General features: G+C 66.4%; 15 protein-coding genes, 3 rRNA genes and 1 pseudogene. 3 read left to right on the plus strand and 16 right to left on the minus strand.

Translation table 11 applies throughout. The features are described 5' to 3' along the window. Positions 1 to 2: 2 nt before the first annotated feature. The 15 genes from J4H86_RS11095 to clpS form a co-directional block, all read right to left on the minus strand. Positions 3 to 1,373 (minus strand): serine/threonine-protein kinase, encoded by a 1,371-nt coding sequence (locus J4H86_RS11095; RefSeq protein WP_236543421.1) that lies wholly within the window; start codon positions 1,371 to 1,373, stop codon positions 3 to 5. 314 nt (positions 1,374 to 1,687) lie between these two features. Next, complete coding sequence (locus tag J4H86_RS11100; RefSeq protein ID WP_236543422.1) at positions 1,688 to 3,040, minus strand: M16 family metallopeptidase; 1,353 nt, start codon at positions 3,038 to 3,040, stop codon at positions 1,688 to 1,690. Positions 3,041 to 3,085: 45 nt separating this feature from the next. Continuing rightward, positions 3,086 to 4,381 carry a M16 family metallopeptidase gene (locus J4H86_RS11105; protein WP_394356477.1) on the minus strand — a complete coding sequence of 432 codons (1,296 nt, stop codon included), beginning with the start codon at positions 4,379 to 4,381 and terminating at the stop codon, positions 3,086 to 3,088. 315 nt (positions 4,382 to 4,696) lie between these two features. Further along, a 5S ribosomal RNA gene (gene rrf, locus J4H86_RS11110) occupies positions 4,697 to 4,813 on the minus strand. 125 nt (positions 4,814 to 4,938) lie between these two features. Beyond that, positions 4,939 to 8,030: ribosomal RNA gene (locus J4H86_RS11115) — 23S ribosomal RNA — on the minus strand. 310 nt (positions 8,031 to 8,340) lie between these two features. Continuing rightward, positions 8,341 to 9,879: ribosomal RNA gene (locus J4H86_RS11120) — 16S ribosomal RNA — on the minus strand. Together the 16S, 23S and 5S rRNA genes form the textbook arrangement of a ribosomal RNA operon. Before the next feature lie 733 nt (positions 9,880 to 10,612). After that, on the minus strand, positions 10,613 to 11,245 hold the full coding sequence (rdgB, locus tag J4H86_RS11125) for an RdgB/HAM1 family non-canonical purine NTP pyrophosphatase (protein WP_236543423.1): 633 nt from the start codon (positions 11,243 to 11,245) through the stop codon (positions 10,613 to 10,615). Further along, entirely contained in the window at positions 11,242 to 11,961 is a 720-nt protein-coding gene (gene rph, locus J4H86_RS11130) for a ribonuclease PH (protein WP_236543424.1), read from the minus strand. The genes rdgB and rph overlap by 4 nt, the downstream gene beginning before the upstream one ends. Positions 11,962 to 11,971: 10 nt before the next feature. Further along, complete coding sequence (locus J4H86_RS11135) at positions 11,972 to 12,739, minus strand: MBL fold metallo-hydrolase (protein ID WP_236543425.1); 768 nt, start codon at positions 12,737 to 12,739, stop codon at positions 11,972 to 11,974. Positions 12,740 to 12,924: 185 nt separating this feature from the next. After that, positions 12,925 to 13,728, minus strand: coding sequence for a thioesterase family protein (locus J4H86_RS11140; protein ID WP_236543426.1), 804 nt, complete (start codon positions 13,726 to 13,728; stop codon positions 12,925 to 12,927). A 381-nt stretch (positions 13,729 to 14,109) separates the two neighbouring features. Continuing rightward, positions 14,110 to 15,057 (minus strand): PLP-dependent cysteine synthase family protein, encoded by a 948-nt coding sequence (locus J4H86_RS11145; protein ID WP_236543427.1) that lies wholly within the window; start codon positions 15,055 to 15,057, stop codon positions 14,110 to 14,112. 5 nt (positions 15,058 to 15,062) lie between these two features. Next, complete coding sequence (locus tag J4H86_RS11150; protein WP_236543428.1) at positions 15,063 to 15,341, minus strand: MoaD/ThiS family protein; 279 nt, start codon at positions 15,339 to 15,341, stop codon at positions 15,063 to 15,065. A gap of 161 nt (positions 15,342 to 15,502) precedes the next feature. Continuing rightward, complete coding sequence (locus J4H86_RS11155; protein WP_236543991.1) at positions 15,503 to 15,922, minus strand: Mov34/MPN/PAD-1 family protein; 420 nt, start codon at positions 15,920 to 15,922, stop codon at positions 15,503 to 15,505. A gap of 39 nt (positions 15,923 to 15,961) precedes the next feature. Beyond that, positions 15,962 to 16,489 (minus strand): DUF2017 domain-containing protein, encoded by a 528-nt coding sequence (locus tag J4H86_RS11160; RefSeq protein WP_236543429.1) that lies wholly within the window; start codon positions 16,487 to 16,489, stop codon positions 15,962 to 15,964. 19 nt (positions 16,490 to 16,508) lie between these two features. Next, entirely contained in the window at positions 16,509 to 16,805 is a 297-nt protein-coding gene (gene clpS / locus J4H86_RS11165; RefSeq protein ID WP_236543430.1) for an ATP-dependent Clp protease adapter ClpS, read from the minus strand. 123 nt (positions 16,806 to 16,928) lie between these two features. Between clpS and J4H86_RS11170 the strand changes: the two genes are divergently transcribed. The 3 genes from J4H86_RS11170 to J4H86_RS11180 all read left to right on the plus strand — a co-directional run bounded on the left by J4H86_RS11170 (position 16,929) and on the right by J4H86_RS11180 (position 20,774). Beyond that, positions 16,929 to 18,281 carry a nicotinate phosphoribosyltransferase gene (locus J4H86_RS11170; protein WP_236543431.1) on the plus strand — a complete coding sequence of 451 codons (1,353 nt, stop codon included), beginning with the start codon at positions 16,929 to 16,931 and terminating at the stop codon, positions 18,279 to 18,281. Continuing rightward, positions 18,278 to 18,895, plus strand: coding sequence for an isochorismatase family protein (locus J4H86_RS11175; protein WP_236543432.1), 618 nt, complete (start codon positions 18,278 to 18,280; stop codon positions 18,893 to 18,895). Before J4H86_RS11170 ends, J4H86_RS11175 begins: the two co-directional genes overlap by 4 nt. Before the next feature lie 205 nt (positions 18,896 to 19,100). Then, positions 19,101 to 20,774 carry a hypothetical protein gene (locus J4H86_RS11180; protein WP_236543433.1) on the plus strand — a complete coding sequence of 558 codons (1,674 nt, stop codon included), beginning with the start codon at positions 19,101 to 19,103 and terminating at the stop codon, positions 20,772 to 20,774. On the opposite strand, the pseudogene J4H86_RS11185 reads toward J4H86_RS11180, so the two are convergent. After that, positions 20,771 to 21,343, minus strand: a pseudogene (locus tag J4H86_RS11185) (HD domain-containing protein); the annotation flags it as partial. The gene J4H86_RS11180 and the pseudogene J4H86_RS11185 overlap by 4 nt on opposite strands. Positions 21,344 to 21,529: the final 186 nt, after the last annotated feature.

Here is a 21,529-nt window from a genome sequence, read left to right on the forward strand (position 1 = left end):
CCCTACCGGGCGACGAGGCCCCACAGGATGATGCAGAGCAGGGCGACGATGGTGATGGCAACGGCGATGGCGACATGGCGGGAGCGTCCGGAGGACTCCGGGTCCCGATGCCGCCCGGTCTTGGTGAGGCCAAGGTTGTCGGTCGACTCGCGGATGGACACCAGCAGCTCGCTCACCGACTCATGACGGCGGGCGTGGCTCCCCCGGTAGAACGCCGAGGACACCGTCCCCGACAGCGAGGACACCGAGTCGTGCAGCGACTCCTGGATAGCCAGGGTGAGCTGCCCCCGCGCGGACGGGCCGTCCGTCTCCGACCGCTCATCCCCGGCACGATCCCCGTCATCCTCGGCGGCTTCCTCGGCCGAGCCCTCGGCCTCACCGCGCCATGGCGGCTCCTCAGGCTCCGCCTCGGGCTCTTCCTCCCCGTCCTGCGTCGGCGGAGCCAGGGCCGCGATGCGGAGCATCTTGGTGGCGTTCTCGGCCGTGAGCCGATCCTCGGGCCGGACGTGCAGCAGCCCCTCCAGCACCGGGCTCAGCGGACCAGCCGTCCGCGCCGGTTTCGGATCCGACAGCTCCTCGCCCCGCAGGATCGAGATATAGCCTTTCCGGTCGTACGGCGGGTACCCGTCGACCGCGGTGTAGAGCGTGGCTCCCAGCGACCACAGGTCCGACGCCGGGCCCACCGTCCCTGCCTGGGCCCGCTCGGGCGGAATGTAGGCCGGCGAACCCACCACGCGGCCAGAGGCGGTGAGGGACTGTGCTCCGGCCCACACGGCGAGCCCGAAGTCGGTCAACACGACTCGGCCGTTATCGGCGATGAGCACGTTGTCCGGTTTCACGTCCCGGTGCACGATGCCTTCGTCGTGCGCGGCGGACAGTGCGCTGATCAGTTGCAGACCGATCTCTGCCACCCGCTGGTAGGGCAGGGGTCCGCCCGCCTTGGCGATGACCTCGCCCAGGGTCTGCGCGGTCACCAGCTCCATCACGATCCACGGCCGGCGGTCCTCGTTCACGACCTCGTGTACGCGGACGACGTTGTGGTGCCGCAGCCGGGCCGCCAGCCGCGCCTCGTGGGAAGTGCGCTCCACCAGCTCGTCGCGTTCGGTGGAGCTGATGTCGTCGGGCATCCGCAGCTCTTTGACCGCGACGTCCCGACGCAGCAGGAGATCCCGCGCGCGCCACACCACGCCCATGCCGCCGTGCCCCAGCTCTTCCATCAGCTGGTACCGGCCGGCCAACGTCCGTTTGTCGCCGCCCTCGCCCTCGTCGGTCTCGACGGTATCGGCGAGCTCGGCGTCGGTCATGGCTTCGGAGCGCACCGCGTCCAGCGGTGCGCTCGACAGTTTCGCCTGGGATTCGTCGGTGGCTGACACGGCTATGGCGCGTTCGGCGCGGGTCGGGTTACTGGGTTGGTGTGCGCGGCGGGCACCCGACGGCGGACCGGCGGGACGCAGGCGGACAGGATCGCTGTACGCACAGGGAGCCCCCCTTCTCCTGCCTCATGCGGCATGATCCCCGGACAGCGAAACCCGATCAAATCACCCTTTATACCAGGCCTCGGCCATCTTCGGGTGAGTCGTTGTGGTGCCATAGTCAGATCGTTGGGTTCTGTCCCGTCCCACGCCTACCGTCACATGCGGAGCGTTCCCGCACCTTTGCCCAATCTAGACCGTCACCGGAGCTTTCGTCAGCTCCACAGGGTGTCGGCTTCGTGGACCTCGACCGGACCGAACCCGATGTCGCGCAGCGGCTCGGCGATGGACGCGGCGTCGCCGACCACCACGGCCACCTGCTCGCGGGGCCGCAGCAGCTCACGCGCCGCCCGGTCCAGGTCCTCGACGGTGAGACGTTCGAAACCGGCGCGCAGTTGGTCGACGTGGTCCTCGGGGAGGTCGTGCACCACCATCTCCACCGCGGCGCCCGCCAGAGCACGCGCGTTGGAGTAGGTCACCGGCATACCCACCGTGTTGGACTCCCGAACCGCCTCCAGTTCGCTCTCCTTGACACCCTCCGCCTGCAACCAGGCGATCTCGGTGAGCGTCGTGGACAGCGACGCGGCCGTCGTCGGCCCCTCCACCTGGCTGCGGATCTGGAACACGCCGCTGTCACGCCGCAGGTCGAACCCGGCGCCAACGCCGTAGGTACTCCCCCGCCGTTCCCGAAGCTCGCCGTTGAGACGCGAGGTGAACATGCCGCCAAGTACGTCGCTCATGCCCTCCGCGCTCGGCAGGTCGATGTCCCGCCGGGACGGCGCGCGCTGGGCCAGCACGAGCGCGGACTGCACGGAGTCCGGCCGGTCCAGCACCACGATCCGCGGCGCGTCACTCGAGGCCGGCTCCGGCGTCGTGGCCGGTAGGCGTCGCCCGGCCGCCGCGTCCCCGAAGACCGCCTTGCCCACACCCTCCAGGTCCACGTCGGCGAGGTCGCCGACGATCACCAACGTCCCCGCGGAGCCGCCGAGCGCGGAACGGTGGAACGCGCGCACGTCCTCCGGCTCCAGGTTGGCCAGGCCCACCGGGGAACCACCGAGCGGCGTCGCGTGCCGCCCGTCGAAGAGCTGCGCGCCGACCATCCGCCCGGCCATGACGTTCGGCCGGGACACCTCGATGGCGAAGCGTTCGACCAACTGGCCGCGGCGGCGGACGATGTCGTCACTGGTCAGTGCCGGGCTGCGCAGCGCCTCGGCGAACAGGGCGGTCGCCGCCTCCAGCCGGTTCACCGGGGCGTCCACGCCAGAGACGAAGCTGTCCCAGGACACCCGGCAGTACCACTCGGCGCCGAAGCGCTCGAGCTGCGGGGCGAGAGAGCTGTTGCCCTCGATCCCGTCCTCCAGCGTCTCCCCCACCAGGGTCGCCACTCCCGCGTGGCCGTCGGGCTCCGCCAGGGCGCCAGACGGGTGGATCAGACGAAGCGACGCGTAGGGCTGGCCCGGCAGATCGATCGCGATCACGCTGCCGTTGCCGACGTCCAAGCGGTTGAGGTCGGGGAAGGTGTAAGGCTGTGGGGCGCCCAGGGTCGGGCGGGGCTGGAGTGTACTCACGCGCTTATCCTCATCGCTGGCGGGTTTCCGCGGGTCTGTTGGCGCTTACTCGGCTGGGGTCAGCGGCTCGAACCGAAGTTCCAACCGGTTCTCCGCCGTAAGGAGTCGCCCGGCCACGTCGGCGATCTCCTCTGCCGTGATGGACGCCCACCGGTCCGGCCACGTGTAGGCGAGCGCGGGGTCATCGAACAACTGCTCGCAGCTCCCCAGAGCGTCGGCGAGCATGCTCGGCGAGGACAGCCCCTGCAGGTGGTCCCGCTCCAGCAGCGCCCGAGCGCGCTCCATCTCCTCGGCTGTCACACCGGACTCCGCCAACTGCTCCACCTCGGCGAGGATGGCCTCGGTGAGCTCCTCGCCGCTGACGCCCTCCCGGGCGAACATGGAGAACATGAGCAGGCTCGGGGTGTAGCGGAAGGGCAGCGGGAAGGCGGCCGCGCCGCCGTCGTCCACCGCGATCCCACGCTCCACCACCAGCTTGCGGTACAGGCGACTTCCCTGTCCCTGCCCGAGGACGACGCCGGCCAGGTGCATGATGTCGAACTCGCGGCTGCCGTACTCACCCACCCGGTAGCCCAGGTACACCGCGGGCGCGGGGCACTCCTCGGTGACGACCTCACGGCGCGGGCCGCCGATCGGACCTTCGAGGGAGGCGTCCGGGGCGACCGCGAGCTCCTCGCGACGGGGGATCCGACCGAAGTAGCGCTCGACCCGCTCTCGGATGTCGGCGTCCTCCAGGTCGCTCACCACGGTGAGGACGAGGTTGTCCGGGCCGTAGTGGCGCTCGTGGAAGGAAAGCACGTACTCGAGGTCGGCCGCGTCCAGGTCCGCCATGGACCCGATGGTCGGGTGGTGGTACGGGTGCCCTTCGGGGTACCCGAGCTTCAGGATGAGCTCGAGCGCGGTTCCGTAGGGAACGTTGTCGTACCGTTGACGCCGCTCGTTCTTCACCACGTCGCGCTGGTTGTCCAGCACTTCCTGGGTGACACCCTCCCGAAGGGTGTGCAGTCGGTCGGCCTCCAGCCACAGGGCGAGGTCCAAACCGTGCGCGGGAACGGTCTCGAAATAGTTGGTCCGGTCCGTCGAGGTCGAGGCGTTGATCTCTCCGCCCAGCCGCTCGATCGCGTCGAAGTGTTCGCCCTTGTCGACGTTTCCGCTGCCCTGGAACATCAGGTGCTCGAACAGGTGCGCGAAACCGGTACGGCCCGGCGTCTCGAACCGAGACCCCACCCCGTACCAGAGGTTCACCGCGGCAACCTGGCCCGTCGCGGCGGGCGCGGTGACAATCCGCAACCCGTTGTCGAGCGTGAAGCGGCCGATCCGTGCCGCAGCTTCCGTACTCACCAGTACATCTACCCCTAACCCAAACTCAAAGCGCGCCGCCCTCCCTGTGAGCCTACTGGCCATGAGGTGGTGGCCAGCACAGTTACTGGTGGTTGGCATGATGTTTCGGGGCCATTTATCCGAAACGGATCGCCTTCTTTTTCCACGGCCGAACGTACCGACCAAAGTCGACGAAGAAGGAGTGCGTACCGCGCGAGGGACAAATGTGAGGGTTCAACAACCGAACTGACAGAATGACAGCACGAAAAAGCGTGAGCGTCTCGGACCTGATCAATGATCGGTCGACGAGGCGCTCACGCTTTTCTTTGTGGTGTTGTGCGGCGGTGTCCTACTCTCCCGCCCCGGCGTGGGGGTAGTACCATCGGCGCTGGAAGGCTTAACTGCCGGGTTCGGAATGGGTCCGGGTGTTTCCCTTCCGCTGTCACCACCGCACGTTCGTGTGGTTCGCGGTCACACACCCCTGTTGTGGGGTGTTCCCGTGCACACGTGTTTGTGCGTGTGTGGGGACCCTCGGGGGGGTGTGTGTCGTGTGTGTGCGCGAGTGTCCAGTGTGTTGTGGTGGGCAAGCCCTCGGCCTATCAGCACCAGTCAGCTCCACCCATTGCTGGGCTTCCACGTCTGGCCTGTCAACCCCATGGTCTCTAGGGGGCCTTACCCACTCGATGGTGGTGGGAGACCTCATCTCCAGGACGGCTTCCCGCTTAGATGCTTTCAGCGGTTATCCGTTCCGAACGTAGCCAACCAGCCATGCCCCTGGCGGGACAACTGGCACACCAGAGGTTCGTCCATCCCGGTCCTCTCGTACTAGGGACAGCTCCTGTCAAGTCTCCAACGCGCGCAGCGGATAGGGACCGAACTGTCTCACGACGTTCTAAACCCAGCTCGCGTGCCGCTTTAATGGGCGAACAGCCCAACCCTTGGGACCCGCTTCAGCCCCAGGATGCGACGAGCCGACATCGAGGTGCCAAACCATCCCGTCGATACGGACTCTTGGGGAAGATCAGCCTGTTATCCCCGGGGTACCTTTTAGCCGTTGAGCGACACCCCTTCCATACGGGAGTGCCGGATCACTAGTCCCTGCTTTCGCACCTGCTCCACCCGTCAGTGTCACAGTCAAGCTCCCTTAAGCACTTACACTCACCACCTGGTTTCCAACCAGGCCGAGGGAACCTTTGGGCGCCTCCGTTACCGTTTGGGAGGCAACCGCCCCAGTTAAACTGCCCACCAAGCACTGTCCCTGATCCGGATCACGGACCGAGGTTGAGGTGCCCAAGAAGATCAGAGTGGTATCTCACCAACGCCTCCACCCCCACTAGCGTGAAGGTTTCACCGGCTCCCACCTATCCTGCACAAACCCACCCAAACACCAATACCAAGCTGCAGTGAAGGTCCCGGGGTCTTTCCGTCCTGCTGCGCGAAACGAGCATCTTTACTCGTAGTGCAATTTCACCGGGCCCATGGTTGAGACAGCGGAGAAGTCGTTACGCCATTCGTGCAGGTCGGAACTTACCCGACAAGGAATTTCGCTACCTTAGGATGGTTATAGTTACCACCGCCGTTTACCGGCGCTTACATTCCCAGCTTCACCCCAAAGGGTTAACCAGTCCTGTTAACGTTCCGGCACCGGGCAGGCGTCAGTCCGTATACCGCGCCTTACGGCTTCGCACGGACCTGTGTTTTTAATAAACAGTCGCTTCTCCCTGGCCTCTGCGACCCCCACCAGCTCAACACGCACGGCGTATCACCGGCCGGGGCTCCCCTTCTCCCGAAGTTACGGGGACAATTTGCCGAGTTCCTTAACCATGGTTCACCCGAACGCCTCGGTCTACTCAACCTGACCACCTGCGTCGGTTTCGGGTACGGGCCGCACACACACTCGCTAGAGGCTTTTCTCGGCAGCACGGGATCACTCACTTCACCACAACGGCTCGGCATCACGCCTCACCCCTATGAGACCCGGATTTACCTAGGCCTCGGGCTACACGCTTACCCCCGGACAACCATCGCCGGGTAGAGCTACCCCTCTGCGTCACCCCATCACTTACCTACTCCCCCCTCAGGTCCCACAGAACCACAACAACACCCCCCGAAGGGAGCGAAGCACGATTCCATGGTTAGTATCAAGAGTTTCAGTATCGGGCGCGTGTATGCGGGTACGGGAATATCAACCCGTCATCCATCGACTACGCCTGTCGGCCTCGCCTTAGGCCCCGACTCACCCTGGGCGGATTAACCTGCCCCAGGAACCCTTAGTCAATCGGCGCCAACGTTTCTCACGTTGGTTTCGCTACTCATGCCTGCATTCTCACTCCCCCACACTCCACACCGGTTCACACCAATGCTTCACCGCGTGAAGGACGCTCCCCTACCAACCAGCCACAAAGGCTAGCTTCTCGGTTTCGGCGGTGTGCTTAGCCCCGCTACATCGTCGGCGCAGAACCACTCGACCAGTGAGCTATTACGCACTCTTTCAAGGATGGCTGCTTCTAAGCCAACCTCCTGGCTGTCTCTGCAACTCCACAACCTTACCCACTCAGCACACCCTTAGGGGCCTTAACCGGAGATCTGGGCTGTTTCCCTCTCGACCACGAAGCTTATCCCCCGCAGTCTCACTGCCATGCTCCACTTGACGGCATTCGGAGTTTAGCTGACATCAGTAACCCTCGCGGGCCCATCAACCAACCAGTCGCTCTACCACACGCCAAGAACCACACAACGCTGCACCTAAATGCATTTCGGGGAGAACCAGCTATCACGGAGTTTGATTGGCCTTTCACCCCTACCCACACCTCATCCCCCGGGTTTTCAACCCCGGTGGGTTCGGGCCTCCACGACCTCTTACAGCCGCCTCACCCTGGACATGGGTAGATCACTCCGCTTCGGGTCCACACCACGCGACTCAGACGCCCATTTAAGACTCGCTTTCGCTACGGCTCCCCCACACGGGTTAACCTCGCCACACAGCATGACTCGCAGGCTCATTCTTCAAAAGGCACACCATCACCCAACACAAAAGCATCAGGCTCTGATGGCTTGACAGCACACGGTTTCAGGAACTATTTCACAACCCCTCACCGGGGCACTTTTCACCATTCCCTCACGGTACTCAATCCACTATCGGTCACCAGGACGTATTCAGGCTTGACAGATGGTCCTGCCAGATTCACACGGGATTCCTCGAGCCCCGCGCTACTCGGGAAACACACCCACACACCACCGTGAAACTTCGCCTACGGGACTCTCACCCACTCCGGCGTCGCATCCCAACGACTTCGACTACCCCACGATGACACGCGACCCTCCGGCAGAAGGATCCAGCATGCTCCCACAACCCCACACACGCAACGGCCGCCGCCTATCACACGCGCATGGTTTAGCCACCATCCCCTTTCGCTCACCACTACTCAGGGAATCACGTATTGTTTTCTCTTCCTACGGGTACTGAGATGTTTCACTTCCCCGCGTCACCACCAACCGCCCTATACATTCAGACGGCAGCGACTCGACATGACTCGAGCCAGGTTTCCCCATTCGGACACCCACGGATCAACGCCCGGTTGACAACTCCCCGTGGACTATCGCGGCCTCCCACGTCCTTCATCGGCGCCTGGTGCCAAGGCATCCACCGTATGCCACACTCACTTGACCACCACAACAACAAGACACTCGCGCACACTATCCACAAACCAAAACCCCACCCGCGACCACCCACCACCCACAACCGTGAACAGCAGACAGCCCGGAAAGAAACCCACCCAAAACGGGCAGTGGCTTCTTCAGAGCCCAACAGCGCGCCCCCCACACCCACACTCCGCAGAGCATGACCATGGAGGACCGTAAGTTCTTGACACCCCACACACCCCGCGGGTGTGTGTCCACTTTCGAGCCACCCGACAGGTCGGCACATCACGCGAGTGTGATGTGACTGCGAGCCTGTCTTGAAGGTTGAGGCTCCTTAGAAAGGAGGTGATCCAGCCGCACCTTCCGGTACGGCTACCTTGTTACGACTTCGTCCCAATCGCCGGTCCCACCTTCGCGCGCTCCCTCCCTTACGGGTTGGGACACACGCTTCGGGTGTTACCAACTTTCATGACGTGACGGGCGGTGTGTACAAGGCCCGGGAACGTATTCACCGCGGCAATGCTGATCCGCGATTACTAGCGACTCCACCTTCACAGGGTCGAGTTGCAGACCCTGATCCGAACCGAGACCGGCTTTTCGGGATTCGCTCCACCTCACGGCTTCGCACCCCGCTGTACCGGCCATTGTAGCATGTTTGCAGCCCAAGGCATAAGGGGCATGATGACTTGACGTCATCCCCACCTTCCTCCGAGTTGACCCCGGCAGTCTCCCATGAGTCCCCACCATGACGTGCTGGCAACATGGAACAAGGGTTGCGCTCGTTGCGGGACTTAACCCAACATCTCACGACACGAGCTGACGACAGCCATGCACCACCTGTCACCCACCCCCGAAGGGCACCACATCTCTGTGGATATAAGGGCGATGTCAAACCTTGGTAAGGTTCTTCGCGTTGCGTCGAATTAAGCAACATGCTCCGCCGCTTGTGCGGGCCCCCGTCAATTCCTTTGAGTTTTAGCCTTGCGGCCGTACTCCCCAGGCGGGGCGCTTAATGCGTTAGCTGCGGCACAGAACCCGTGGAAAGGTCCCACACCTAGCGCCCAACGTTTACAGCGTGGACTACCAGGGTATCTAATCCTGTTCGCTCCCCACGCTTTCGCTCCTCAGCGTCAGGAAAGGCCCAGAGACCCGCCTTCGCCACCGGTGTTCCTCCTGATATCTGCGCATTTCACCGCTACACCAGGAATTCCAGTCTCCCCTACCTTCCTCAAGCACGCCCGTATCCACTGCACACCCGGAGTTAAGCTCCGGGCTTTCACAGCAGACGTGACACGCCGCCTACGAGCTCTTTACGCCCAATAATTCCGGACAACGCTCGGACCCTACGTATTACCGCGGCTGCTGGCACGTAGTTAGCCGGTCCTTATTCCCCTCCTACCGTCAACCACGGCAGAAACCGTGGCCTACGCCAAAAGGAAAAGAGGTTTACAACCCGAAGGCCGTCATCCCCCACGCGGCGTCGCTGCGTCAGGCTTTCGCCCATTGCGCAAAATTCCCCACTGCTGCCTCCCGCAGGAGTCTGGGCCGTGTCTCAGTCCCAGTGTGGCCGGTCGCCCTCTCAGGCCGGCTACCCGTCACCGCCTTGGTAGGCCATCACCCCACCAACAAGCTGATAGGCCGCGAGCCCATCCCCGACCAGACGAATCCTTTCCACCCTCCACCATGCGGAGAAGAGTGAACATTCGGTATTAGACCCAGTTTCCCGGGCTTATCCCAAAGTCAGGGGCAGGTTACTCACGTGTTCCTCACCCGTTCGCCACTCACCAACACCCCCGAAAGGGTGCGGTGCGTTCGACTTGCATGTGTTAAGCACGCCGCCAGCGTTCGTCCTGAGCCAGGATCAAACTCTCCATCAAAGGCCAAACACACCCACCAAAGGGCGGGTGTAAACCTTTAGAGAAATCTAATTCCCGACAAAATCAACCACAACACACCAACCATCCCGAAGAACGGTTACTGTGTTTCGGCTTGTTCATCAAAGGAACCCCTAAAACAGGGGCAAACCATAAAGGCACAAGAACAAACGTACGCGCTGTTGAGTTCTCAAGAAACAACCACCCACCACCCACAACAACCAAACACCCCCGAAACCGGGAACCTTCAGCGTCTTCGCGTGGAAGCGGCTCTCTTCACTTTGTTAACCCCAATTTAGCATCCCCCCGAATTCCCCGCAAACCGGCGAATTCCGAGTGAAAACCCTCGGGATTTTCCAATCTCCGGCGGAAAACCTCTTGGCTTTCCCCGCCGTGGTTACTAGTGTAACCCCCACCCAGAGTCCTTCGACCCAGTTCCTGCGAACCGGATTTGGGGTCCAGGTGCGGTCTTCCGGGAAGTCCCGGCTGGGGGCGTACCCCCTGACCGCTCCATAACTGTACCCCGACTCGTGGGGCGCTCGAACCATCGTGCGGCCACTGTGTGGTCACCTGATGGTCACCACGTTCTCTCCGACGGGCGTTTTCCCTGGTGTCGCCGCTTCGGCTCCACCGAGGGATCCACTTTCATACCCACTTCCGCGCGTCCCACACCGATGATTCCGTGTGGATTCGAGGGCCTGGCTCCCCTGGCCCCCGGGCGCTTGGCATGGACGCCTCAGGCGCCGGCGTCCACCACACCGTGGGCACGTAGGTGCTCCGCGAGGAGCCGGAACGCGCGGCGCCGGTGGCTGATCGCGTTCTTCTCCGTTGACCGCATCTCCGCCGTCGTTCGTGTCTCCCGCTCGGGGAGGAAGATCGGGTCGTACCCGAACCCGTTCGTCCCGCGTGGCTCCCGGAGGAGGACCCCGGGCAGTACGCCTTCGACCGTGTGCTCGTGGCCGTCCGGAGTGACCACCGCCGCCGCGCACACGAACGCCGCCCCGCGTCGGTCGTCCGGGGTGTCGGACAGTTGGTCCAGGACGAGGTTCATGTTCGCGCGGTCCTGACTGTCGGTCCCCGCACCGAACCGGCCCGACCACCGCGCGGAGAGAACGCCCGGCATGCCGTTGAGGGCGTCGACCCGGAGGCCGGAGTCGTCCGCGAGGGCGGTACGTCCCAACGCGGTCGCCGCGGCGCGCGCCTTGAGGAGCGCGTTGCCGGCGAACGTCGGCTCGAACTCCACGACCTCAGGGAAGTCGGGCAGTCCGTCCAGACCGACGACTCGCACGCCGGGGAGTTCGGTGCCGAGGATGGCCTCCACCTCGTCGACCTTGTGCCGGTTACGGGTGGAGAGCACGAGTTCCGTCATCCGGCGAGTGCCTTCTTCTGCATGGTGGTCAGTTCGGCGCATCCGGCCACACCGAGGTCGAGCAGGCCGTCCAGCATCGAGCGATCGAACGGTTCCCCCTCGGCGGTTCCCTGTACTTCGACGAAGCGACCGTCTCCGGTCACGACGACGTTCATGTCGGTCTCGGCGACGGAGTCCTCGAGGTAGTTGAGGTCGAGGCGTCCCTGCCCCTGGACGACGCCGACGCTGACGGCCGCGACGGAACCGGCGAGCGGGTTCCCCTTGAGCTTGCGGTGCTTGCGCAGGTAGGCGGCGGCGTCGGCGAGGGCGACGTAGCCACCGGTGATCGCCGCGGTTCGGGTACCACCGTCGGCCTGGAGCACGTCGCAGTCGATGGTGATGGTGTGTTCGGCCATGGCCTTGAAGTCCACGATCGCGCGCAGCGACCGGCCGATGAGTCGGGAGATCTCGTGCGTACGTCCGCCGATCTTGCCCTTGACCGACTCGCGTCCGCTTCGGGTGTCAGTGGAGCGGGGCAGCATAGAGTACTCGGCGGTCACCCATCCCTGACCACTGCCGCGGCGCCAGCGGGGGACGCCGTCCTCCACGGAGGCGGCGCAGAGGACTCTGGTGTCGCCGAACTCGACGAGTACAGAGCCTTCCGCGTGCTTCAACCAGTTCCGCGTGATCGTGACCGGGCGGAGTTGCTTAGGGGTGCGTCCATCGGATCGAGCCATGGGGATGAGACTATCCCGCCGTCGCGTGCGCCCCGATCTCGTGCACCGCTCCCGGTTCCGCCAGCCGGATCGGCCCGGTGAAGGAGGAGCTGGCCTCGGTGAGGGTGCGTTCGTCGTCGTTCCAGGGCACGAGGTGCGTCAGGATCATCTCGCCGACGTCGGCGCTGCTCGCATGGGTGCCGGCCTCGACTCCGGTGAGGTGGACGTCCTTGGGGTTGTCCCGGTTCTCGTGGAACGACGCCTCGCACAGGAAGAGGTCGGCGCCGCGCGCGATGTCGACCAGTTCCGGGCACGGACCGGTGTCGCCGGAGTAGGCCATGCTGACGCCGCCGTGGTCGAGTCGGATTCCGAAGGCCTCGACGGGGTGGTTCACGCGCTGTACCTCGACGCCGAACGGGCCGATCTCCAGGCGACCGGGGAGGAGTTCCCGGAACTCGAACGCGTCGCGCATTCCGGGGTCGGGGTCGAGGCCGTAGGCCGTCGCCATCCGGTCGGCGACCCCGCGGGGTCCGTACACGGGCATGGTCGGCTGTGGCCCGTCGGGTGCGTAGGTGCGCGCCACCCAGTAGGAGCACAGGTCCATGCAGTGGTCGGGGTGGAGGTGGCTGAGGTACACGGCGTCCACGCCGTAGATGTCCACGTAACGGTGCAGAGCGCCGAGCGCCCCGTTTCCTAGGTCCAGCAGCAGCCGGTATCCGTCGGCCTCGACCAGATAACAGGAGGCCGGGCTGTTGGGGCCGGGGTAGCTCCCCGATGCGCCGATGATGGTGAGTCGCACGTCCTAAAGCCTCTTCGCATGGGATGCCGCTGGCGAACCCGCGGAACCAGGTCAGCAGGTCCTTACTCGATTTCCCCGTTGTTACGGGTCTACCCCAACTACCCCCTGGGTGGCACCCAAATGTGGGCGGGGTCTCAAGCGACCTACGTCACAGTGAACGGTGTGTGGCCTGGGATCGGGCCGCGCTATCGCCCGACTCGGGCCAGTTGGCGGCACTGGGCGACGAACGTTCCCGCGCTGTCCCACAGGTCCACGTTCTCGTCGAACCATCCGTCGCTCACCATTTCGGCGCGGGACCGGAAGGTCAACGGCCCCGGGGCCGGAACCGCCCGGAGGTTCCAGGTGAGTTCGACCGTGGGCGCCCAGCGCCAGGTGCCGAAGACCATCACCACTGGAGGAAGGGAGTCCACCGCCATGGGTAGGAAGGCGAGGGTGTCCTCGGGGGCTCCCTCGGACTCGGGGAGTCGCACGTAGCCGTACAGCTCGGGGACCGGGTCGGCTCCCGCCGAGGTGAGGCGGTGGTAGCTGGTCGCCGAGAAGCGGAGCTCGACCCGCCGGCTGAACTCGGAGGCGGGGGACTCCTCCGCTCGTGGGTCGAATACGGCGCAGTCGGCGTAGGCGGGGAGTTCGGGCGCGGTCGGGGCGTACTCCGGCACCGCGCTCGACTCCAGGGTCGCGGTGGCGAAGGTGCCGGTCACGGTGGGCCGTCCGTCCTGGGTCAGGACGGCGCGCATGGTGCTGACCGTACGGCCGGACTTCACGGTCTCCACCGCGATGTCGGCCGGCCCGCCGGTCCCCGGGCGGAGGAAGTGGAACGACGAGGAGACCGCGTGCTCGTGCGACGACTCCGCGAGCGCCGCGCTCTGGAGCACTGCCATGAGGTAGCCGCCGTTGATGGCGGTACCGATGAGGTATCCGGGATCGAGTTCCGTCTTGTACTGGCCTTCGCCGGACCTGGACACTGCGATTGCTGCGGAGTAGCGCGACATGGTGTCCATTGAAACCTGTCACTGTCGGTACACGAGCGCTGGGGGGCGTGTCCTCGCAGTTCGGAGGCCAACTCCCTGCCTACCGAGCGTGGCCGTCGGACTCTCCTCCGGCGTTCCGCGCGATCCCGGTCGCACCGTCTCACCGTGTCCCAGGGCGAGCGCGTGCTTTAGCGGGGTGCGCGTCTCCGCGCGCGCCCACGCGTCCAGATCCTGACCACGTATCGGTCGGCGGGGTGTGTCACTGAGGCGGCTTCGCGTCCCCGGGGGCGCGCGCTCCCTGGTCCAATTCGGCGAGGACCGGCCGGACAAGCCGCTGGGGGCCGGCCTCGGTGCGGCCGGCCCCCAGCGAGCGGCCCCACGTGGTGGGACCGCGGACATCCGTCAGGCCCAGAGCTGGCCTTCGAGGCGTTCTTCCGCTTCCTCGAGGGTGCCCTCGTAGGCTCCGGTGGAGAGGTACTTCCAGCCGCCGTCGGCGATGATGACGGCGATGTCGGCCTCTCCCCCGGCCTTGTCGACCTTGGCCGCGACGCCCAGCGCGGCGTGCAGCGCGCCGCCGGTGGAGATCCCGGCGAAGATCCCCTCACGCGTGAGCAGTTCGCGGGTGCGGCGCAGTGCAGCGTCGGCGGGGACCGAGAAGCGGGTGGTGAGGACGTCCTCGTCGTACAGTTCCGGGATGAAGCCCTCGTCGAGGTTGCGCAGCCCGTAGACGAGCTCCCCGTACCGCGGTTCCGCGGCGACGATCTGTACCTCGGGACGGTGCTCGCGCAGGTAGCGGCCGACTCCCATCAGGGTGCCCGTGGTCCCCAGGCCCGCCACGAAGTGCGTGATCTCCGGGAGGTCGGTCAGGAGTTCGGGACCGGTGGTCTCGTAGTGCGCGCGGGCGTTGGCGGAGTTCCCGTACTGGTAGAGCATGACCCAGTCTGGGTTGTCGGCGGCCATCTTCTTGGCCACCCGTACGGCCTCGTTCGACCCGCCGGCGGCGGGCGAGTAGTGGACCTCGGCGCCCCACATGCGCAGGAGCTGTGTGCGCTCCGCGGACGTGTTCTCCGGCATCACGCAGATGAGGTGGTAGCCGCGCAGTTTGGCGACCATCGCCAGCGAGATGCCGGTGTTTCCCGAGGTCGGTTCCAGGATGGTGCTGCCCGGGTGGAGGAGGCCGTCCTTTTCCGCCTCCTCCACCATGAACAGCGCCGTCCGGTCCTTCACCGACCCGGTGGGGTTGCGGTCCTCGAGTTTCGCCCAGAGTCGTACGTCGGGCGAGGGGGCGAGGTTCGGCAGTCCCACCAGCGGGGTGTGGCCGAGGGAGTCCAGCAGCGAGTCGTAGCGCATGGTGATCAGCGCATGCCGCCGGCAACCGCCGGGAGGACCGTGACCGTGTCGCCGTCGTTGAGGGAGGTGTCGATTCCGTCGAGGAACCGGACGTCCTCGTCGTTGAGGTAGACGTTGATGAACCGGCGGAGCTTGCCGTCCTCGACGATGCGCGAACCGATGCCGGGGTGCTTCTCGTCCAGGTTGGCGACGAGCTCACCAAGGGTCTTGCCCGAGCCCTCAACGGTCTTCGCGCCGTCGGTGTGCGTGCGCAGGATCGTGGGGACGCGAACCTCGATTGCCATGGGTCAATCACTCCTGTGGGGTCGTTCGTGTGGGCCGGTCGGGCGCGACTGCCCGCCGATGCGCCGGTTCCGCCGCTGGACGGTCTTCCGGTTCCAACATGGGCCGGCGCGCATTCATTCCGGTCAGGTGCGCCCGCTGGCGGCGGCGCGGTCCGGTCGACTCAGTCGACGAACTCCACGTCTTCTTCGGTGACCTCTCCGTCGAGGATCCGGTAGGAGCGGAACTCGAAGGTCTCCGGGTCACGCGTGGAGACAAGGACGTAGTGGGCCTGGGGCTCGCCGGCCTCGGCCGCCTGACTGACGTCGGTGGGCGAGGGGTAGGCCTCGGTCATCGTGTGGGAGTGGTAGACGACCACGACCTCCTCATCGCGGTCCCACAGCCGGTCGTAGACCTGGCGCTTGTACTCGTCGGGGTCGAACTCGTACCACGTCGGGGAGCGGGCCGCGTTGGTCAGTTCGAGGAACGTCTCGGGCCGGTCCGAGCCCTCCGGCCCCAGGACGACGCCACAGGCCTCGTCGGGGTGGTCACGGCGGGCGTGCGCGACGATCGCGTCGCGAATGGAAGCAGGGATCCTCAGCATCATTAATCCTACTCGCCTAGTAGGGAATCTTCCCCCAGGCTATCTGACCGCCCGGACCAGGGAATCCTGGAGTGCCGTCAACCAGTCGTAGATGTTGACCGCGGCCCAGTCCTCCATCGAGGCGTCCTGCGGGGGACGCCCGGTGTCCTGCTGGATCCCGATCCTCGTGCCAAGGGCCAGGCGGACGTCGTTGAGGGACTTCATCCAGGTCAGTCCCTGCTCGTCGTCCAGCTCGATCCGCCCACCGGACTCCGGAACCACCTCGATGATCGACTCGGCGGCGGCGCGCTTCTCCGAACGCAGCCCGTCCTCGGTGTAGCGGCGAAAGTCACCCGCGGACTCCTCGTCCTGCGAGTAGGCGTCGGGGAACAGGCGCGCCAGGACGGGGTCGTCCGGGGCCTCCCGCTGCTCGCCGATGCCGACCAGTTCCGCCAACTCGTCCTTGGGCTCCGGTGGATCGACCAGTGACAGCACCAGGTTGGCCATGGAACGCAGCACCGTCGCCTCCTCGGGGTCGAGGTCGATGACGATGCTCCCGCCCCACGTGCGACGGAATCCAAGGGTCATAGTGAACGATCCGTCCCGCCTACTTGTCCTGCTGCAGGGTCGCCCACAACCCGTACCCATGGAGCGTCGCGACGTCGCGCTCCATCTCCTCGCGGGAACCGCTGGAGACGACCGCTCGACCCTTGTTGTGGACGTCGAGCATGAGCTTGCGCGCCTTCGCCTTGGAGTATCCGAAGACCTTCTGGAAGACGAACGTGACGTATGACATCAGGTTGACCGGGTCGTTCCAGACGATGGTCACCCATGGGAGGTCAGGGCGCACCACGTTCTCGGTCTCCGGGCGTTCGAGTTCGACCGGTGCCGGTGCCGTGCTCACCGTGGCATCACCTCCAAGCTGCTCTCTCCCCTATTGTTCCATCCCCACTGGTATGCCTGCTTCCACCCTCAGATGCCCCTCCCGGGATTTATTTACTCTGAGGCGCAAACTACGCTAGGGGCTATGGCCACGGCATACAGGGGCGCCCCATCGCTGGAACACGCGGTGAGCAGTGCGCTACTCACCGACCGTTACGAACTCACCATGTTGAGCAGCGCGCTGAGCAGCGGGACCGCCCACCGGCGATCCGTGTTCGAGCTGTTCGCCCGTAACCTGCCGCACGAGCGTCGCTACGGAGTGGTCTCCGGAACCGGACGATTCCTGACGGCCCTGGAACACTTCCACTTCGACGACGCGACCCTCGCCTTCCTCGAGGACGAGCACATCGTCGACGGCCCGACGCTCGAGTGGCTGGCCGACTTCCGGTTCTCCGGCGACATCTGGGGCTACGCGGAGGGTGACTGCTACTTCCCCGGCTCGCCGATCCTCGTCGTGGAGGCCGACTTCGCCGAGGCCGTCCTGCTGGAGACCCTGGCCCTGTCGATCTACAACCACGACTCCGCGATCGCGACCGCGGCCTCGCGCATGGTGAGCGCCGCCGACGACCGGCCCATCATCGAGATGGGCTCCCGGCGTACCCACGAGTTCGCCGCCGTGGCGGCGGCCCGGGCCGCTTACATCGCCGGGTTCGCCTCGACCTCCAACCTGGCCGCCGGCCGCGACCACGGCATCCCCACGGCCGGCACGAGCGCCCACGCGTTCACACTGCTCTTCCAGGACGAGCGCTCCGCCTTCGAGGCCCAGCTCGCCAGCCTCGGGAACGGAACGACGCTGCTCGTCGACACCTACGACATCCCCCAGGCCGTACGCACCGGACTGGACCTCGCCGGGGCGGACCTGGGCGCCGTACGCATCGACTCCGGTGACCTCGCCGAGCTCGCCGTCGACGTCCGGTCCCTCCTCGACGACGCGGGCGCGAACAAGACCCGGATCGTCGTCACCGGCGACCTCGACGAGTACGCCATCGCCGGCCTCGCCGTCGCCCCGGTTGACGGATACGGCGTCGGTACCGCGCTGGTCACCGGCTCCGGCGCCCCGACGGCGGCACTCGTGTACAAGCTCGCGGCCCGCGCGCTCGAACCGGACGGGGAGCTCCTCCCTGTCGCCAAGCGTTCCCCCGGCAAGCCCAGTCGTGGCGGACGCAAGTGGCCGGTGCGGCGCTACGACCGGTTCGGTGTCGCCCAGGACGAGGTCATCTACGGCCACGAGCCCAAGCCCGACGATTTGGAGCGCCCCCGCCTACGCAGGCTCGTCGCCTCCGGCGAGGTCGTGGGACACGAACCGGTGTCGGCCGCACGGGAACGGCACCGCCGCACGGTGCGGGAGCTCCCCCTCGCCGCGCGACACCTATCCCGGGGAGAACCCGCGTTGACCACGGTCTTCGTGAGCGACGAGCACGAGGAGGAGTCCGCATGAGCGCGAACCAGACGGACCCGACAGGCACCGTCGGCGGTGAGAGCGCCGCCCTGATCATCGTCGACGTACAGAACGACTTCTGCGAGGGCGGCAGTCTCGCGGTTGCCGGCGGGGCGGCCGTGGCCAGCGACATCTCCGGCTTCCTGGCGGCGGCCTCCTACCCCCACGTGGTGGCGACCCGTGACCACCACATCGACCCGGGGGCACACTTCTCCGACACACCGGACTTCGTGACGTCCTGGCCGCGCCACTGCGTGGCCGGTACACCCGGCGAGGAGTTCCACCCCAATCTCGACACGGGCTCGGTGGGGGCCGTCTTCGACAAGGGGCAGTACTCCGACGGCTACAGCGGCTTCGACGGCGTCACCTCGGAGGGCGCGTCGCTCGCGGAGTGGCTGCGCGGGCGGGGCGTGTCCCGCGTGGACATCGTGGGCATCGCGACCGACCACTGCGTACGCGCCACAGCACTGGACGCGGCACGCAACGGTTTCGACACACGCGTCCTTCTCAACCTCACCGCCGGAGTCGCCCAGCCCACCGTGGACCACGCCCTGTCCGAAATGGCGTCCGGTGACGTCACCCTCAGCGGGGAACCACGGGTCCTCAGCGAGTAGACGCACGCCGGCGGTCCGTCCTCTCGGCACCGCGGGCAGAGTCCGCTGGTGCGCGGCCGTGGCCGGCACCAGCCGAGGGGACGATGGGCGGCACCAGAGCGTGCCGGCCAACGGCCGGGGATGTGGGTGGGCTCGTGCCCACTGCTCGGGTGCGCAGAGGCTACTCTGGGGCGACGCCGCGCCCGCCGCTCAGCGAAGGAGCGTCATGTCCCTGGACGAGCCACTTCGCGCGCCGATCGGCCTCCTGGCGGACTCCCACTCCACGCGTCCCGACGCCCGACGGGTGCTGCTCGTCGTGCACAACGTGACCTCACTCACGCGGCTCCTGGAGGTCATCCCGGTCCTCGACGCGGAGCTCGAGGTCACCACCTTGGCCACGCGGGCGAACACGTCGGCGTTCCTCGACAGCGTGGGCGGGATCCTCGAGGAGAAGGGGATCCGCACCGCTCCGTGGTCGCAGGCGCTCACCGAGAAGTTCGATCTCGTGCTCGCCGCCAGTCTCGGCGACGAACTGCACCGCATCAACGGGCCGTTGATCGTGTTGCCGCACGGTGTGGGCTATAACAAGCGTGGCGCACCGGGCGCGGCGTCGGCGGAGGGGACCTATGGTCTCTCCCGCGAAAGCCTCACCCGGGACGGTCGGCTCGTGGCGCACACGCTGGTGTTGTCCCACCCGGAACAGCGGACACGGTTGGCGGAGTCCTGTCCGGAGGCGCTGTCCACCACCCTGGTCGCGGGCGATCCCGTGCTGGACCGGATCCGCGCCGGACTGCCGTTCCGCCAGCGGTACCGTGACGCACTCGGCACCGGCTCGCGTCGCCTGGTGCTCATCTCCTCCACGTGGGGACCGACGTCGTTGGTCCGGCGACGGCCGGAACTCGTCTCCCTGCTCCTCGCGCACCTTCCTCGGGACGAGTTCCAGGTGGTTCTGGCGGCGCACCCGAACGTGTCGGAGACCCACGGCGAGTGGCAGGTGCGGTCCTGGTTCGCGGAGGCGGAACGGGCCGGTCTGTGCATCCTTCCGCCGCTCGTCGGCTGGCAGGCCGCGGTGGTGGCCGCCGACCACGTGGTGGGCGACCACGGCTCGGTCACGGGCTACGCGGCGGCACTGGGAACGCACACCATGCTGGGCGTCTTCGCGCACGAGGACCTGGCCCCGGACTCGCCGATGGCGGCGTTGGGGCGACTCGCTCCGGTGCTGCGCTCGGGGACGTCGCTACGGGATCAGCTCCTCGCCGACGCCGCGACTCACCATCCGGACCGGTACCGCCCGGCGACCGACCTGCTGGCCTCGTGTCGTGGGCGGTCCCACGCGGTGCTGCGGTCAGCCTTCTACCGAATGCTGGAGCTCCCCGAACCCGAGGACGACCCGACGGTCGTCCCTCCGGAGCCGCCGGTTCCCCACACGCTGCGGTGGCCGGCCGTCGGCCACCATCCCCCGCTGCGGGTCACGGTCGCGCGCGCCGGCGACCGGATCTCCGTCGAGCGCTTCCCGGAGGAACTGAGCGCGCTGAACGGTGAGTGGCGGGGCTCCCCCGGATCACACGTGGTGGTGGCCGACGACGAGCCGGAGCGGTCGTGGCTGGAGTCGGCGCACGTCGTGACCCGCGTCGACGACGGGGACGACGACCCGTGGGCCCGGTTGGCCGACACCCTCATCATGCACGGCTCGGCTGGTCTGGCCGCCGCCGCGCGAAGAGGCGAATGCCTCGTCCTCACCCGTGCCGGGCATCGTGTCCGCCTCCGCGCCCCCGGCCTCGCCGACCCGCTGGTCTTGGCCTCCGCCTGCTGGCCGATCCCCAACGCGGGCCCCGCACCGGAGAGGTTCGTCCTCGTCTTAGGCGACCGCGAGTACCCGGCGTACCGGACGATCGGCTAGGGACAACTGGGGCCGCTTCGCGACGACGTCCCAGCGGGGGACCGGGCCTCGGCCCGCGAGACGATCCGTACTGGACACCCTGGTGGGCTGTTCGAAAGGTTCGACGCAGGGCGCGCCCAATTGACGCAGCGCTGAAACATACGCGACCTAATCCCCCGCCGGGCTTCCCACACGGGCCCAGCCCCGTGCCTCGCCCTCGTCGATGGGCGCCGCGCGGCGTGCCCCAGGGGAGTGGAGGCGTCGCCGATGACCGCCTTGCGCGCGCGGATGGCGTCCGCCGTGACACCTGGGGAGCGCCTTGTTCCCCCGTGTGTCATCCAGTTGAGCAGCAACGGTTGGAACCGGTCCATCGCCTTCGCGAACCGCGCCTCGAACTCGTCCCACAGCGTCCGCAGGCGGGTGGCCTGGTCCTCCGGCAAAAGGCCGAACAGCTTCTCCGCCGCCTCCTCACGCTCCCGCTGTGTTCCCTCGCCCTCGATGTCGTAGGTCGGCGTGTCCCCGGCGTAGACCTCGACCAGGTCGTCGGCGTCCGCCGCGAGCAGGATGACCGTCATGGCCAGGTGCCAGGAGTGCTCGGCGTCGTCCTACCGACGTCGCGCCGCCACCAGGGCGACTGGCGCGGGACGGCCTTCATCTGGTCGATCCCGACCAGGAACGTCAGTTACTCCGTCATCCGTCGCCCCGGCCCGGGCGGGAAGGGACTCTTCTGGTCCGCGTGGGATGCGGATCGTCGCTCACGCGGCCATGGTCGCACG

The sequence above is a fragment of the Spiractinospora alimapuensis genome, from assembly GCF_018437505.1.
GTDB lineage: Bacteria > Actinomycetota > Actinomycetes > Streptosporangiales > Streptosporangiaceae > Spiractinospora > Spiractinospora alimapuensis.